Origin of the sequence: Roseovarius amoyensis (assembly GCF_003260265.1) — a bacterium.
GTDB classification, from domain to species: domain Bacteria; phylum Pseudomonadota; class Alphaproteobacteria; order Rhodobacterales; family Rhodobacteraceae; genus Roseovarius; species Roseovarius amoyensis.
In genome coordinates this window covers 1-16183 of the sequence record NZ_QITQ01000006.1, presented here as the reverse complement: position 1 = coordinate 16183, position 16183 = coordinate 1, and the positions used below count along the sequence as shown (strand labels likewise).

Genomic DNA, 16183 nt, shown 5'->3' with positions numbered 1-16183 from the left:
TGACCAACCGAGGGGCCAACCCAATGGAATTCAGTAGCGAACATATCGAACTCGGCCGCTCGATTGAGCGGTTCATCGCATCCGAGATCAACCCTTATGTAGATCAATGGGAACAGGCCGGGATATTTCCCGCCCATGAGCTTTACAAGAAAATGGGCGATCTGGGGTTTCTCGGCATCCACAAGCCGGTCGAGTATGGCGGCATGGGGCTGGATTACAGCTATGGCATCGTCATGGCCGAAGCGCTGGGAACGGCCGATTGCATGGGGGTGCCGCTGTCGATCGGCTGTCAGACCGACATGGCGACCCCGGCGCTGGCGCGCTATGGCTCGGATGCTTTGCGCCGTGAATACCTGGCCCCGTCGATTGCCGGCGATCTGGTCGGCGCGATTGGCGTGTCCGAACCCGGTGCCGGATCGGATGTGAACGCGATCAAGACCACCGCACGGTCGGACGGCGATGATTACATCATCGACGGTCAGAAGATGTGGATCACCAACGCCACACAGGCCGACTGGGTCTGTTTGTTGTGCAACACCGCCGACGGGCCATCGTACCGTGACAAATCGCTGATCGTGGTGCCGCTGAATACGCCCGGCGTGACTCGGGGCGAGAGGTTGGACAAGCTGGGGATGCGCTCGTCTGACACGGCACCTTTGTTTTTCGAGGACGTGCGCGTGCCCAGAAGCAACCTGATCGGCGAGGAAAACCAAGGGTTCATCTATCAGATGCAGCAGTTCCAGGAGGAACGGATGTGGGCCGGTGCGGCCAGCCTGAAACTGATGGAACGCTCGATCGCCGATGCGGTGGAATATACCGGCCAGCGCGAAGCCTTTGGTGGCACCATTCTGGACAATCAATACGTGCAATTCCGGCTGGCCGAATTGCAGACCGAGGTGGAATTGCTGCGGTCAATCGTTTACCGGGCCTGCGATCTTTATATCACCGGCGAGGACGTGACCACGCTGGCCTCGATGGCCAAGCTCAAGGTCGGGCGGTTGCAGCGCGAAGTGGCGGATGCCTGTTTGCAGTTCTACGGCGGCATGGGGTTCATGAACGAAACGCCAATCTCGCGGTTTTACCGTGACGGGCGCTTGTGTTCCATCGGCGGTGGTGCGGATGAGATCATGCTGAAAATCCTGACCAAGAACCTTGGCATGACACCATCGCCCAAGAGGCGGGGGTGATGCCGGCCAGCGTCCGGCATATCGTTTGCGAAACGCTGGATCTGTCCGGCGATGACAGAGTCCTGCACCTGACGCTGAACCGGCCCGAACAGCGCAACGCCATTAACGAGATGATGATCGGCGAGCTGGAAACGGTGGTGGCGGCGCTGGCGGATGACCCTACCCTGCGTATTGTAGTGATCCGCGGCGCGGGCGGCAGTTTTTGCGCCGGGGGCGATCTGAAGGATTTTCAGCGCAACTATCAGGGCGCTGACAATGTGACACGGGTGGCGGGTGAAAACCGCCGCTTTGGCCGTTTGCTGAGCGCGATAAACGCATTGCCGCAGGTGGTGATCATGCTGGTCGAGGGCGCGGCTATGGGTGGCGGCGTTGGCCTGACCTGTCTTGGCGATTTGTCGATCTGCACCACCGATGCGCTGTTTTCCATGACGGAAACCAGTATGGGCATTCCTCCAGCCCAGATCGCGCCGTTTGTGGTGCAGCGCATCGGCCTGACCCGCGCCCGCCGCCTGATGCTCAGCGCCGCGCGCTTTGACGGCACCGAGGCATTGCAGCAGGGGCTGGTGCATCAGGTCGTCAGCGACGCAACGGCGCTTGAGACCGTTGCGGATGAAGTGATCGCGCAGGTCTTGCGCTGCGGGCCGCGCGCTAACGCGGCCACCAAGGACATCCTGAGAAGTTGCCTTGAGGACACGCTTGAGGACACGCTCGACATGGCGGCAACCCGCTTTGCCACCGCCCTGAAGGGCGACGAGGCGCGCGAAGGCATCGCCGCCTTTCATGAGAAACGCGCGCCCGGTTGGGTGCCTGCCCGGAAAGGCGCGTAATGGCCCGATTTGATAGTGTTCTGATCGCCAATCGCGGCGAAATCGCCTGCCGGATCATCCGCAGCGCCAAATCTTTGGGTTATGGCACAGTGGCGGTCTGTTCCGACGCCGACAAGGACAGTGCGCACATGCGCGCCGCCGACATTGCCGTGGCCATCGGCCCTGCCCCCGCAACACAATCCTACCTGAGCATTCCGGCGATCATTGATGCGGCGTTGAAAACCGGCGCGGGTGCGGTGCATCCCGGCTATGGGTTTCTGGCTGAAAACGATGACTTTGCGCAGGCCTGCGTCGATGCCGGGCTGGTGTTCATTGGCCCCTCGCGCGAGGCAATTCGCGTCATGGGCGACAAGGCCGAGGCCAAGCGGCGAATGATCGACGCAGGCGTGCCCTGCGTGCCCGGTTACAATGACCGCGACCAGTCGGACGCAGCCCTGCTGGCGGCGGCACGGGACATTGGCGTACCGCTGTTGGTCAAGGCCTCGGCCGGGGGCGGCGGCAAGGGAATGCGGTTTGTCGAGGACACGAACGACATTCAGGCCGCAATCGAGGCCGCGAGGCGCGAAGCGCTGAGCGCGTTCGGCAATGACACGCTGATCCTGGAGCGCGCCATCCGCAACGCGCGCCACATCGAAATTCAGGTGTTTGCCGACAGCCATGGCAACGTTCTGCATCTGGGCGAGCGCGACTGTTCGATCCAGCGCCGCCACCAGAAAGTGATAGAAGAGGCACCTGCCCCCGGCGTGTCACCTGCGTTGCGCGAAGAGATGGGCAATGCCGCCATTCAGGCCGCCCGTGCGATCAATTACTGCGGTGCGGGCACGGTGGAATTTCTGCTGAGCAATGATGGCAGTTTCTATTTCCTTGAGATGAACACACGGCTTCAGGTCGAACATCCCGTGACCGAACTGATCACCGGGCAGGATCTGGTGGCCTGGCAACTGGCGGTGGCGCAGGGCGACCCGCTGCCGCTGAGCCAGGATGAAATCAGGTTTGACGGCCACGCCATCGAGGCGCGGCTTTACACCGAGATGCCGCACAAGGGGTTCATGCCCTCGACCGGCAAGGTGCGGGTCTGGCAGGCCGCTTCAGGCGACGGTATCAGAGTTGATCATGGTCTGGAGACGGGCCAGGAGATTTCCTCGTTCTATGATCCGATGGTGGCCAAGATCATCGCCTTTGGTCCCGACCGCGAAGTGGCGCGGCGGCGGCTGAAGGCGGCGTTGAAGCGCACCGTGCTTTTGGGCGTCGAGACCAATGCCAGTTTTCTGACCAGGCTGCTGGACCACAAGGCGGTCATCGACAGCGCCACCGACACCGGGTTTCTGGACCGCGAGATCGGTACTCTGGGCCTGAGCGCGCCCAGCGCCGGACCGGTTCAGGTCGCGCTGGGCACCGTTTTGATGCTGCGCCGTTGTGCCGCCGGGCTGGGCGGCGTCGCACCGGAACTGCGCGGCTGGCACAGCGGCGGGCAGGCGAGTTCGTATTTCCGGCTGGGCGATGGAGAGGGCATTTTTGATCCGCGTGTAAGCGCAAGGGGCGAGGATGCCTATTCGGTTACGCTGGACGATCAGGTGATTGATCTCGAAATCCTACGGGATGCCGCTCCTGGCGTTACCGCGTCGATCAATGGCGTTACCCGAACGGGGGCTTATGTCTTTGACGCCGACCATGGGCTGCTGCTCCAGTTTGACGGTCCGGCCCTGCGGCTGACTGACATGCTGGCCAATCCGTTCGTCACCACCTCATCGGGTCCGCAGGACCGGGTTGTTGCGCCACTGCATGGCCGGGTGCTGAAGCTGATGGCCCACGAAGGGCAGGACGTGACCGAGGGCACACCATTGATGATCATGGAAGCGATGAAGATGGAACATACCATCACCGCCCCCGTCACCGGGCGCATCGCCGAGATCAGCACGGTCGAGGGTCAGCAAGTAACGATAAACGCACAACTTATCCAATTTGAACAACCCGAGGAGGCCGACCAATGACCAGATCTGTATTCCGAACCCATCTGTGTGACCTATTGGGCATCGACTATCCGATCATGCTGGCAGCGATGGCCCCGGATGTGTCCGACCCACGCCTTGTGGCGGCGGTGTCCGAGGCCGGCGGCATTGGCGTTCTGGCCTGCGCCGACAAATCGCCGGACGAAATGCGCGATTTGGTGAAGGAAACCCAGAAACTGACCGGCAAGCCGTTTGGCATCGACGTCGGCCTGCCGATCAAGGCCAAGAACTTTTCCACTGATTACCGTAAGGCGCTGGAACTGGCCAACCTGCCCAAGGACCACGTGATCTTTCGCGACGGGTTCATGGATGAACATGACATTCCCTATGATGACGACACCAGCCACGCCACGCCGGGGATGAGTTCCATAGCCGCCTACAAGCTGAGCTATGAACTGGGCCAGCAACAGGTGCGCGCCATCCTTGATCTGAAACCAACCGTTTTCGTGTCGGCCCTAGGCGATCCGTCGTTCATGGTGGACGATGCCCACGCCGCCGGAATCAAGGTGATGTCGGTGGTCGGCAAAACCAAGGACGCGATGCGGGTCGGCAATGGCGGCGTTGACGCGGTGATCGCCACCGGAACGGCGGCAGGCGGTCACAGCGGCGAGGTGGACGGCACCGTCCTGATCCCGGCTGTCGCCGAAGCCGTGGCCCCGACCCCGGTTGTCGCCGGCGGCGGCGTCACCAACGGGCGGTCTTTGGCCGGGATGCTGGCGCTTGGGGCGATTGGCGCCTGGGTCGGCAGCAGGTTCATCGCGTCCCGGGAATGCTCGGTGCCGGATTGGTATAAGGACAAGCTGGTCGAGGCCACGGATACTTCGACCGTGCGCAACCGCTGGTTCACCGGCAAAACCACCCGCCACATCAATTCCGACTGGGACCGTCAATGCGATGCCTCCGGGCTTGAGGCGCTGCCGATGCCCGAACAGGGTATTCTGGTCACGCCGATGACGATTGGCGCGGCCCAGGTCGGGCGGCAGGAAGATTCAGGCATCTACTGTGGTCAGGGCACCGCCCGGATCACCGAAATTCTACCCGCCGCAGCAATCATTGAGGAAATGATCGACAGCGCGACTGAAATCCTGGCACGCGAACTGCCGGCACGGGTGAGCTTTGCCTGACAACGCCACCTCGGCCTGCACGTAACACAAATTACAGGAGGAACATGATGGACCCCATATTTCTGAATTCAGAAAACAGACAGTCAAAGCTTGGCACTCTGGAAGACGCCGCAGCGATGATACAGAACGGCAGTCAGCTGGCGTTTGGTGGCCTGCATTCACACAACGGACCGATGGCGCTGATCCGCCAGATCATCCGACAGGGCACCAAGGACCTGCACATGATCGCCAATGTTTCGGCCGGGATGCCCGCCGATATCCTGATAGGCGCGGGTTGCGTTGACACGGTGACGGTCTGTTATATCGGAATGGAGCATCTGGGCTTTGCCCCGCGGTTCCGCAAAGCGGCCGAGGAAAAGCGGATCAATATCATCGACGGCGATGAGATCTATTATGTACTGGGCCTCAAGGCCGGGGCGGTCGGTATGCCGTTTGTCCCCTACCCGCCCGGTCACGAAGCGCGCGACAATCCGATCTTTGAAAAGACCTATAAGCGCACCACCGACCCCTATACCGGCAAGGAAATCATCGTGTCCCCGGCGATTCAGCCCGATGTGGCGATCATCCATGTGCCGCGCGCTGACATCTATGGCAATGTAGTGCATCTTGGCTCGGTCGTGGCCGATGACCTGCTGGCCAAGGCATCGACCCACACGATTGTCACCTGCGATGAAATCGTCACCAATGACAGCATTCGCGCCGATCCGCGCCGCACCACCATTCCCGGGCATTACATCGACATGGTGGTTCAGGTGCCTTACGGCGCGCATCCGCTATCCTGCCACGGCATCTACAACCACGACGAAGACCACATAAAATCCTACGTCAAAAGCGATATTGGCGCCTATCTGGATGAATATGTCTTCGGCGTAAAAGACCATTTCGAATACCTTGAGAAGTTCGGCATCGAGCATCTTATGGGTTTGCGTGAACAGATATAGCCGGGAGAATAAAACATGACAGATGCACATAACAACCCCGACTATGCCATCGGCGAACTGATGGTGTCGGCCATCGCCCGCCAAATGGGCAATCACGATCACGACTGGGCTGCCGTTGGTGCCTATTCTCAATTGCCCATGGCGTCGATGAAACTGGCGCGGATGATCTATGCGCCAAATATGTGGTGGCTTGCCGGTGGCGGCGGGGCGATCAATTCGACCTCGAAACTGGTGCAGTCCACGTCGGATCACCGGGTGATGCGCGGCGCAGAATACATGATGAACATGGAGGATATCGTCGATATCGAAATGTGGCGTTACAACCGGGGCCGCGAACAGGTGGTCGGGGTCGTCGGCGGCATCCAGATCGACAAGCAGGGCAGTTGTAACATGGTCGCGGTGGGCGATTACGAGAACCCGACCGTGCGCGGTGTCGGCACTGTCGGGCTGGCCTTTGGCGTGTCGTTCACGCTGGTGTATTTCTTTACCATGCACCACAACAAACAGGTGTTTGTCGATACGGTCGATTTTGTATCCTCGGTCGGTCACACCGGGAAACGCGCCGAATTTGTGCCACCCGCCTGTATCGGCCCGCAAAAAGTGTTCACCCCGCTGGGCGTGTTTGATTTCTGCGAAGATGGCCCGGATACCAAGACCATGCGCGTGGTGTCTCTGCATCCCGGCGTAACGCTGGAAGAGGTACAGGACAAAACCGGGTTTGATCTGATCATTCCCGATACCATCGCTGAAACCGCTGCTCCGAGTGATCTGGAGCTGACCCTGATCCGGAATGAGATCGACCCGGACGGCATCCTGAAAACCCTGCGCATTTCGCGCTGAAACCGGAGCGCAGGATGAGCACAGGCCCATACCCCACGCTCATGAGTCCGATAAAGGTTGGTCACACGGTTCTGCGAAACCGTGTGATCATGGGCGGTATGCACACACGGGTCGAATTCGCCGAGAACGCCGGCGAGCGGCTGGCAGGCTTTTATGGAGCACGCGCACGCGGCGGCGTCGGGCTGATCATCACCGGTGGCTATTCGCCCAATGCGGCAGGCGGTTACGACGCTGATGGCCCGTTCCTGATGACCAAGGATCAGGCCGCTGATCTGGAGCAGGTGACAGAGGTCGTTCATGCGGCTGGCGCGAAAATCTGCCTTCAGATTTCCCATACCGGAAGGTCCGCGCGCCATGAAGGTCTTGTCGCGCCCTCGGAAATCCGTTCGCCGATCAGCCGGTTCACACCGCGCGCGCTGAGCCATGACGACATCATTCAGACTATCGACGACTTTGCCAATTGCGCCCGGCTTGCCCGCAATGCGGGGTTTGACGGTGTCGAGATCATCGGTTCGGGCGGCTATCTGTTAAGTGAGTTCACCACAAGGCGCGCCAACATACGCGACGACATTTGGGGCGGCAGCGTGGAAAATCGCCACCGATTGCCGGTCGAGATCGTCCGGCGCATCCGCGCCGAGCAGGGTGCGGGGTTCCTCATTACCTACCGGATCGGGGCCGCTGATCTGGTCGAGGACGGGCAGACCGGTGCGGAAATAGACCAACTCGCAGCCGCGCTGACCGGGGCCGGAGTGGACCTGTTCACCGGCTATGTCGGGTGGCATGAATCGCGCATCCCCACCGTGGCTTATCCGGTACCACGCGCGGCATTTACCTATGCGATCAACCGGCTCAAACGAGGGCTGAGTGTGCCAGTGGCGGCCTGCAACCGGATCAACACGCCTCAGGTCGCGGATGACATTCTAAGCCGCGGCGAGGCCGACATGGTTTATATGTCGCGCCCGTTTCTGGCGGATGCCGATTTCGTCGCCAAGGCGCGGGATGGCCGAGCCGATGCGATCAACACCTGCATCGCCTGCAATCAGTTGTGCCTCGATCACATTATGACCGACCGCGAGGCGGGGTGTCTGGTCAATCCGGCTGCCGCGCGTGAAACCCAGTTCGACGAAACCCCTGCGGCCAGGCCCCGCAAGATCGCCGTCATCGGCGGCGGGCCTGCGGGGCTTAGCTGTGCGACGACCGCCGCCGCGCGCGGCCATGACGTGACCCTGTTCGAGGCCGCTGACCACATCGGCGGCCAGATCAATCTTGCCTGCCATGTGCCCGGAAAAACAGAATACAATGAGCTGTTGCGCTACTATCGGACCCGTCTGGACACAACCGGTGTGACCCTGCGCACCGGCAGGACCGCAGATGCCGAAACGATTGCCGGACAAGGGTTTGACGCGGTTGTGGTGGCCAGCGGATCCTTGCCTCGCCAGCCTAGTCTGCCCGGTTTGGCGGGCGATGCCCGCGTGGTGATGTATGACGACCTGCTGGCGGGGCGCGTCACGGCGGGACCGCGCGTGGCGATCATGGGCATGGGCGGGATCGGCTTTGACGTGGCAAAATTCCTGCTGATTCCCGGCGAACTGGCAACAGACCCCGAGGCATTCCAGAGCTATTATGGGCTTGATACCTCTGTGCAACAGGCGGGCGGTTTGTTGGAAACCCCGGTGCCGGCCCAGGGCCCGCATCACCAGGTAACCATGTTGCAACGAAAACCCGGCCGGCCGGGTGCTTCTCTCGGGGTTTCGACCGGCTGGATCGGACGGAGTACCTTGCAGCAATATGGCGTGGATATGCTGACCGGTGTCACCTACTCGCATCTGGACGCGGCGGGTCTTCACATTGAACAAGGCGAAAAAACCGCAGTCGTCGCGCTGGATACGCTGGTGATATGCACCGGACAGGACCCCCACCCGGTGGCGGTACAGTCCGGCCTGCCGGTTCACCTGATTGGCGGCGCGCGCTCGGCTGCGGAACTAGACGCCGCCCGCGCCATTGACGAGGGTTACCGGTTAGGTCTGCAGTTGTAGGACAACCAATATGGTTGTGCTCCCACCGACGGTCAGAACCCGCAGCATAACAACCTCAACGAGGGGAATTGACAGCGATACCATTGTTGCCCTGCGGAAGAAGGTAGTGTCCCGGGGCGTTCTCTGATCACCATGGTCAAGAACTGATTTGTCTACGGTTCATTCTGCGCGCCGGGCTCTTTGGTTCTCTCCGCGGTCATCGCATGGGACACCGCATGTTTGCGTTCAGGGTCGGGTGGATCAGAGTTATGAGGTGCCCCTGGAATTGTAGACGCTTTGCCTGGTAATTCTGGAAGCCAGAGAGAAGCGCGGATTTCATCGGTCGCGGTCATTCCGGGGTGTTCTCGACGATGACGGCAATGCCTTGCCCGCCGCCGATACACATCGTGACCAGGCCGAACCGTCCGTTCGTCCTTCTGAGTTCGTAGATCAGCTTTACGAGCAGGATGGCCCCCGACGCGCCGACCGGGTGCCCCATGGCGACAGCGCCACCGTTCGGGTTGGTTTTCTCTTCCGGAAATCCCAGGTCCCCCGCGACCGCGCAGGCCTGGGCGGCAAAGGCTTCGTTGCTTTCGATGACATCCATGTCCGCGACGCTCAAACCGGCCCGCTCCATGGCCTGTCGCACGGCGGGAACCGGCCCCAGACCCATGACCTCGGGCGCCACGCCTCCTAGGCCATAGGACACGATCCGTCCCATCGGTACGATACCGCGGTCGGCCGCGAGCGCGCCGTCCATCAAAACAAGGGCCGCTGCGCCGTCGTTGATGCCGGACGCGTTGCCGGCAGTAACCGAACCTTCGCGATCGAAGGCCGGTCTGAGTTTACGCATATCTTCAAGAGTGGCTTCGGCGCGAACATGCTCGTCGGTGTGGAAAATGGCCTCGGTGCGCCCCATCTTCACGGTAATCGGCAGGATCTGCTCCTTGAAGCGCTCCTCGGCGATGGCCTGCGCGGCCCGCCGGTGTGACTCTACGGCAAATCTGTCCTGCGTTTCCCGGTCGATGCCGTATCTCTTTGCCACATTCTCGGCCGTCATTCCCATGTGGCCGTTGCCGAACGGGTCGGTCAGCGCGCCGATCATCATATCGGTGGCGGCGACGTCACCCATTTTCTGACCGAACCGGGCCTGTGTCATCAGATGACCGATCCGGCTCATGTTCTCCGCGCCGCCCGCCAAGGTGATCTCGGCATTCCCGAGAAGGATGGCTTCTGCCGCGGTGACGACCGCCTGCAAGCCCGATCCGCAGAGCCGGTTCAGGGTGAGCGCCGGGGAGGTTTCCGGTACGCCTGCGCGGATGGCTGCGACGCGCGACAGATACATGTCTTCGGGCGCCGTGTGGATCACGTTGCCAAAGACCGTCTGTCCGATTTCGCTCGCGGGGACACCGGACCGCGCGATGGCTTCACGCGCCACAATCGCCGCGAGTTCGCAGGTCGCGATACCTGCAAGAGCCCCGCCAAAATCCCCGATGGCGGTGCGAACGCCCGATACAATGACGACTTCATTTCCCATTTCAACCCTCTCTAAAAGTTGCTCCGCTCCCGTCCGAGTGCTTCACGGGAGATCCAAAACCAAGTGCTAAGACTATGCTGCCGCGCTCAACAGGCATGTGCGCGACCCTCAACGATCTCAAGCGCCCGTTCCGCGAACCGTTCCGCAAGCGGGCCGACATCGGCGGCGTTCTCCGCCACCGCGCTCCCTGCACGGGCCCGGTCGGCGATGCCCACAAAGATGACGGCGAAACGAAACAGGGCGAAGGCCTTGTGAAACGGGAGAAGCGGAGCGCTGTCAGGTGCGCCCTCCATGTAGCGCGTGACAAACTCGCTCTCGCAGGGAATACCGAGCGCCCCCTGGTCGCGGCCAAGAATTCCCCCATATTCGTCGGGCGTGCTGTGCCAGGGCACGACGCAAAAGCCGAGATCGGCCAGCGGGTGGCCGAGCGTCGATAACTCCCAGTCGAGGATCGCAACAACCCTGGGCTCGGTCGGATGAAACAGCATGTTGCCCATGCGAAAATCGCCATGGGCCAGACGCACCATTCCGTCGTCTTCGGGCAGGTTCGCGGGCAACCACTCAGCCAGCTTGTCAAGCGCGGGGATTGGGTCGCTTTCGGATTGCCGCCACTGCTTCGTCCAGCGGCCGATCTGGCGTTCGAAATAATTGCCTGGCTTGCCGTAATCGCCGAGCCCCACATCCTCCGGGCGGACGGAATGCATTAGGGCCATGGCATCGGCCAGGGCCATCCAGATGTCGCGCCGCTCCTCGGGGGCAAGCTCGGGCAGCGCACAATCCTCGAACACCCTGCCTTCGACCCGCTCCATCAGATAGAAGGGAGTGCCAAGCAATTCCGGGTCCTCATGCAGCAGAACCGGCCTGGGCACGGGAACGTCCGCCGGATACAAGGCGGAAATGACCCGGTATTCCCGCTCGATCGCGTGGGCGCCGGGCAGGATCGGCCCCGCCGGCTTCTTGCGCAACACCATGCGCCGGTCGCCGTGAGTGACGAAATAGGTCGGGTTGGACTGCCCGCCGGAGATCTTTTCGATTTCAAAATGCCCGCTCTTTCCGAAGCGCGCATCCAGAAACCCGCGCAGCGCACCCGGCTTGAAATCCATATTGGGCAAGGTCCCGGCGCTCATCTCGATACTCCCGCGTCGCGGAGCCTGTTACGCAGCTCGAACTTTCTGATCTTTCCGGTGGCCGTCTTTGGCAGCTCGCCGAAAACGAATTCTCGGGGCACCTTGAAATGCGCCAGATGTTCGCGGCAAAAGAGCCGCAATTCCTCGGCATCCACCGACTGGCCCGGTCTGATCTCGACGAAGGCGCATGGGGTCTCCCCCCATTTGGAATCGGGCCTGGCGACAACCGCAGCCAGCATCACCGCCGGCTGGAGATGCAGGACGTTCTCGATCTCGAGACTCGATATGTTCTCGCCGCCCGAAGTGATGACATCCTTGGCACGGTCCTTGATCTCGATCTCACCCTCTGGGTGCATCACGGCCAGATCCCCGGTGTGAAACACCCCATCGCGAAAGGCCTCCCCCGTGGTCTCGGGATCCTTCAGATACCCGGCCATGACTGTATTGCCCTCCAGCACGATCTCGCCAATTGTCGCTCCGTCGCGGGGCACTTCGTCCATGCTGTCGTTCACCACGCGGATCCGGTTGGCCGTAATGTGGCGAAAGCCCTGGCGGGCCAGCAGCGTCGCGCGCTCGCTTGTCTCCAGAGAGGTTTCGGAGGCGTCCAACACTCGCAGCGAGACGGGACCATAGCTTTCGGTCAGCCCGTAGAGGTGGATGAACTCAAAACCCAACTCGTCCATCTGGGAGATCAGCGCGCTCGTGGGTGCCGCCCCGCCCGACGCGACGGTCACAGGTTTCGACGGATCGCGGAGGCCGCGCGCTTCGTCGTTGATAAGCATGTAGAGAACCACCGGCGCGCAGGCCATATGCGTGACCCTGGCCCTCTCGATCGTTTGGAAAATCTCCGCCGGATCGACCCGGTCGAGGCAGACATGCGTCCCGCCCGCCGCCGTGATCGCCCAGGTGTGGCACCAGCCGTTGCAATGGAACATCGGCAGGATCCATAGATAGACCGTTTGGTGGTTGAACCCGAGCGTCAGGATATTGCCCAGCACGTTGAGATAGGCGCCGCGATGGTGCAGCACCACCCCTTTCGGATAACTGGTGGTTCCGGACGTATAGTTGAGCGCGATGGGGTGCCATTCATCTGTCACCCGCGACGTCGCATCCAACTTGGTGGCGGGGACAGCGTCGAGAAACGCCAGCCCGACCGCCGCGTCACCGCCATCCGGCGCCAGCGTAAAGACCGGCACCCCCGCCTTTCCCGCCGCTTCGATGGCCACCGGCGCGCAGCCGGGATCGGCGATCAACAGACGGCTTTCGGAATGGCCGAGGATAAATCTGACGGTGCCGCCATCAAGCCGGGTATTGATGGAATTGAGCGTCGCGCCCAGCATCGGCACCGCGTAATGCGCCGCGAGCATCTCGGGCCGGTTCGTGCACATCATCGAGACGACATCACCGGGGCCGACGCCCTGCGCCTCCAGCCAGGCGGCGAAATCCCGCACGATGCCGCCCAGTTCTCCGTAGCTCCAGGTTCGGTCGTGCCAGATCACCGCTCTCCGGTCCGGGTGGCACGAGACGGCGCGTTCAAGGAAATCCAGCGGTGTGAGCGGCCTGAAATTCGCCTCTCGCCTTGTGAGAAATGTCTCCTCCTGCATCGCCAGCACCCCCTCAGGCCTCGGCTACATCCCAGCTCCAGAAGCGCCGCCCATCGGCCTCGACATTTCGGTGCAGCACCATCTTGTGGACCTCGTCCGCGCCATCGACCAGCCGCGCCTGTCGGGCGTAGCGATAGATCCACTCCAGCGGCGAATCCTTGGAGTAGCCCCGCGCGCCGTTGATCTGGATCGCCGTATCGGCGGCCTTGTGAAGTACGTTGGCGACCTGGATTTTCGCCATCGACACTTCCTTGCGGGCAAAGCCGCCGCGATCCAGTTCCCACGCAGCTTTCATCACGAGCATCCGGCCGATCTCGATCTGCATCGCCAGATCCCCGAGCATCATCTGAACGCTCTCACGCTTGGACAGCCGCTCGCCAAAGGCGAAACGGTTGTGCGCGTACTCGCTGGCGATCTCGACGCAGCGCTTGCTGAGGCCCAGCCAGCGCATGCAATGGGTCAGCCGCGCGGGGCCAAGGCGGATCTGAGTCAACTTGAGCCCGTCGCCTTCCTCCATCAGCACGTTCTCGGCGGGGATCTCCATGTCCTCGTAGACGATCTCGCAATGGCCACCATGTTCTTCTGGTCCCATGATCGGAATGCGCCGCTCGATCCGGAAGCCCGGCGTGTTCTTGCTGTGCAGAAACGCCGTCAGCCCTTTGCGCGGGTCGTCCGAGGTGCGGGCGACGAGGATAAAATGATCGGAAATCTCGGCGCCGGTGATGAACCACTTGCGGCCGCGGATAATGTATCGGTCGTTCTTCTTCTTGGCAGTGGTCAGCATCATTCCGCCCGGGTCGGAGCCGGAGCCGGGGTGCGGCTCGGTCATCACGAAGGCCGAGCGGACGTCGCCTGTCACGATAGGTTGCAGCCAGCGCTCTTTCTGGGAGTCGTTGGCGACCTTTTCCAGAATCTGCATGTTGCCGTCGTCGGGCGCGGCGGCGTTGAAGACTACGGGACCAAAGATCGAGCGGTTCATCTCCTCGTAGCAGACGGCCATGCCCACCTTCCCCAGGCCCTGCCCGCCGGTTTCCTCTTTTAGCTGGAGGCACCACAACCCCTCGCCCCGCGCTTTGTCGCGCAAGCATTCCAGCACGTCGGCCCTGATGTTCTCGTGCGGGTCATAGTTCGAGCGGTCCTCCTCCAGAGGCATAATCTCGTCCTCGACGAAACGCGCGATGCGGGTGCGGTAGTCCTCGATGCGGGGGGAGATTGTGAAATCCATGGATCTTTCCTTAGAGAGAGGACACGAGATGCCCGCCGTCCACGACAATCTCGGCTCCCGTCATGAAGGCACTGTCATCGGAGGCCAGCAGCAGGAGCGGGCCGTCGAGGTCCGGCATCTGGCCGAGACGCTTCTGCGGCACGCGCTTGATCAGCGCCTTGCCCGCGTCGGAGGCAAAGAAATCGCGATTCAGGTCGGTCTCGATGTAGCCGGGGCACAGCGCGTTTACGCGGATGCCGTAGCGCGCCCATTCCAGCGCCAGACTTTTCGTCATCTGCACGAGGCCAGCCTTGGCGGTGACGTAGCCGGCGAGGTTGCCAGCGACGCGCAGCCCGAGGATTGAGGCGATATTGATGATGCTGCCGCCCCTGCCCTCGGCGACCAGTGCTTTGGCTGCAGCCTGCGCGACGCGGAACGCGCCGGTCAGATTGGTGTCGATCACCCGCGCCCAGTCGTTTTCGCTTGTCTCCAGCGCAGGGCCGGAATGGGTCACACCGGCATTGTTCACGACGATATCGAAGGGGCCTTTTGTCGTCGCAAAGACCGCGTCGATGCTCGACTGATCCGTGACGTCCATCTCTGCAATAGCTACTTTGCCGCCAGCAGCCTCGATAATTCCTGCGGTCTGCTCCAGCGCGCTGCGCCTGCGAGCTGCCACAGTCACAGATGCGCCCGCCGAGGCAAGTACCAAGGCAAAATGACGTCCAAGCCCAGAGGATGCGCCCGTTACGATTGCAGTCCTGCCAGCCAGAGCCGCCGTTACCGCGGGCCCGTTACCGCCCGAGCCAATTTGCATCATAGCCCCCTATTTTCGAGCGTTCGCTCGATTTAGACTTACCCTCCACCACCTTAACAAGCAAGACGAAATCTAGCACAATAATGGGCGTATGTGGTTTCATAGGAGCGAAAGCGATGCTGGATACCGAAAGTTTGACAACTGACGCACTATGCCGCTCCATCCTTAAGCGGCACCGCGAAACGATTGCCGTTCAGAAGCCAGACTTCGCCGTTCGAAAGTTGAACGTGATCATCACTGCGGCGCTCAAGATTTCAAACCGAAAGGGCTTTCATGCGATGTCTCTTCGCGATCTTGCCGAAGAATCCGGCGTCTCGATGGGAGGGCTATACGCATACTTCGACAGCAAGACGACGTTGCTGCGGATGATACTTGGTGAGGTTTCGTCGGTCGTTGAACAGGTCTTGTCGGACCCGCCTCCAGAGGTCGCAGGCGATCCTCTAAACCATCTGAAATGGCTCATAGCAACGCATGTGCGCCTAACCGAAGCTATGCTACCATGGTTCTCTTTCGCGTTTATCGAGGCGAAGAATTTTCCGCCGCTTGAGCGACGCATGGCGGTCGACAGTGAAGAGCGTACCGAACAATATTTCGCGGAGGTGATAAACTCTGGAATCAAGAACGGATGTTTTGATCCTGATACAAGCCCATTGATCGCAGCGCTCGTAAAACCACTGCTTCAAGATTGGTATGTAAAGCGAGCAAAGTACCGCCGCCGCAAGGTTACCGTCGAAGCCTATATTGAAGCAGTAGTGAGACTCATCACTTCTGCTTGCCTTGGTTCAGGGGTAGTGCCCCACCGGGTGGTGTAAGAGGCCGCGCGTGGAGCCTTTTGGCGTAGCGCAGCGCGCGGCCGGGGCTGGCGGCCACCGCGCATCTTCGTAGTCTGAGGTTGTTCAACGACCGATGACAACGATGGAGAGCACGATGACCGGGACCATGATTGACCTT

13 protein-coding genes are annotated in these 16183 nt (G+C 61.3%); 8 read left to right on the top strand and 5 right to left on the bottom strand.

The window, feature by feature from the left end:
* Positions 1-23 precede the first annotated feature (23 nt).
* Genes DL899_RS07135 through DL899_RS07105 form a run of 7 tightly spaced genes read left to right on the top strand, consistent with a single transcriptional unit; the run spans position 24 to position 8964 of the window.
* On the top strand, positions 24-1187 hold the full coding sequence (locus DL899_RS07135; protein ID WP_111733327.1) for an acyl-CoA dehydrogenase family protein: 1164 nt from the start codon (positions 24-26) through the stop codon (positions 1185-1187).
* Positions 1187-2014 carry an enoyl-CoA hydratase-related protein gene (locus DL899_RS07130; protein WP_111733325.1) on the top strand — a complete coding sequence of 276 codons (828 nt, stop codon included), beginning with the start codon at positions 1187-1189 and terminating at the stop codon, positions 2012-2014. Before DL899_RS07135 ends, DL899_RS07130 begins: the two co-directional genes overlap by 1 nt.
* Entirely contained in the window at positions 2014-4005 is a 1992-nt protein-coding gene (locus DL899_RS07125) for an acetyl-CoA carboxylase biotin carboxylase subunit (RefSeq protein ID WP_111733323.1), read from the top strand. The genes DL899_RS07130 and DL899_RS07125 overlap by 1 nt, the downstream gene beginning before the upstream one ends.
* The gene (locus DL899_RS07120; RefSeq protein WP_111733321.1) at positions 4002-5147 is read left to right on the top strand and encodes an NAD(P)H-dependent flavin oxidoreductase; all 1146 of its coding nucleotides are present in this window, start codon (positions 4002-4004) and stop codon (positions 5145-5147) included. The genes DL899_RS07125 and DL899_RS07120 overlap by 4 nt, the downstream gene beginning before the upstream one ends.
* 44 nt (positions 5148-5191) lie before the next feature.
* Positions 5192-6088, top strand: a complete 897-nt coding sequence (locus DL899_RS07115; RefSeq protein ID WP_111733319.1) for a CoA transferase subunit A — start codon at positions 5192-5194, stop codon at positions 6086-6088.
* A 15-nt stretch (positions 6089-6103) separates the two neighbouring features.
* Positions 6104-6928 (top strand): CoA-transferase, encoded by an 825-nt coding sequence (locus DL899_RS07110; RefSeq protein WP_111733317.1) that lies wholly within the window; start codon positions 6104-6106, stop codon positions 6926-6928.
* Between the two features lie 14 nt (positions 6929-6942).
* Complete coding sequence (locus DL899_RS07105) at positions 6943-8964, top strand: NADPH-dependent 2,4-dienoyl-CoA reductase (protein WP_111733315.1); 2022 nt, start codon at positions 6943-6945, stop codon at positions 8962-8964.
* A 328-nt stretch (positions 8965-9292) separates the two neighbouring features.
* On the opposite strand, the gene bktB is transcribed toward DL899_RS07105, so the two are convergent.
* From bktB to DL899_RS07080, 5 genes are all read right to left on the bottom strand, one after another.
* Positions 9293-10480: a beta-ketothiolase BktB gene (bktB, locus tag DL899_RS07100; RefSeq protein ID WP_111733313.1), complete on the bottom strand. Its 1188-nt coding sequence runs from the start codon at positions 10478-10480 to the stop codon at positions 9293-9295.
* Positions 10481-10566: 86 nt separating this feature from the next.
* Entirely contained in the window at positions 10567-11583 is a 1017-nt protein-coding gene (locus DL899_RS07095; RefSeq protein WP_239494632.1) for a phosphotransferase family protein, read from the bottom strand.
* 20 nt (positions 11584-11603) lie between these two features.
* The gene (locus DL899_RS07090; RefSeq protein ID WP_111733566.1) at positions 11604-13211 is read right to left on the bottom strand and encodes an AMP-binding protein; all 1608 of its coding nucleotides are present in this window, start codon (positions 13209-13211) and stop codon (positions 11604-11606) included.
* 13 nt (positions 13212-13224) lie between these two features.
* Positions 13225-14436, bottom strand: coding sequence for an acyl-CoA dehydrogenase family protein (locus DL899_RS07085; RefSeq protein WP_111733309.1), 1212 nt, complete (start codon positions 14434-14436; stop codon positions 13225-13227).
* 10 nt (positions 14437-14446) lie between these two features.
* A complete protein-coding gene (locus tag DL899_RS07080) occupies positions 14447-15232 on the bottom strand; it encodes an SDR family NAD(P)-dependent oxidoreductase (RefSeq protein WP_111733564.1) in 786 nt (261 codons plus the stop codon).
* A gap of 116 nt (positions 15233-15348) precedes the next feature.
* Between DL899_RS07080 and DL899_RS07075 the strand changes: the two genes are divergently transcribed.
* Positions 15349-16044, top strand: coding sequence for a TetR/AcrR family transcriptional regulator (locus DL899_RS07075; RefSeq protein WP_111733307.1), 696 nt, complete (start codon positions 15349-15351; stop codon positions 16042-16044).
* The last annotated feature ends 139 nt before the right edge of the window (positions 16045-16183 follow it).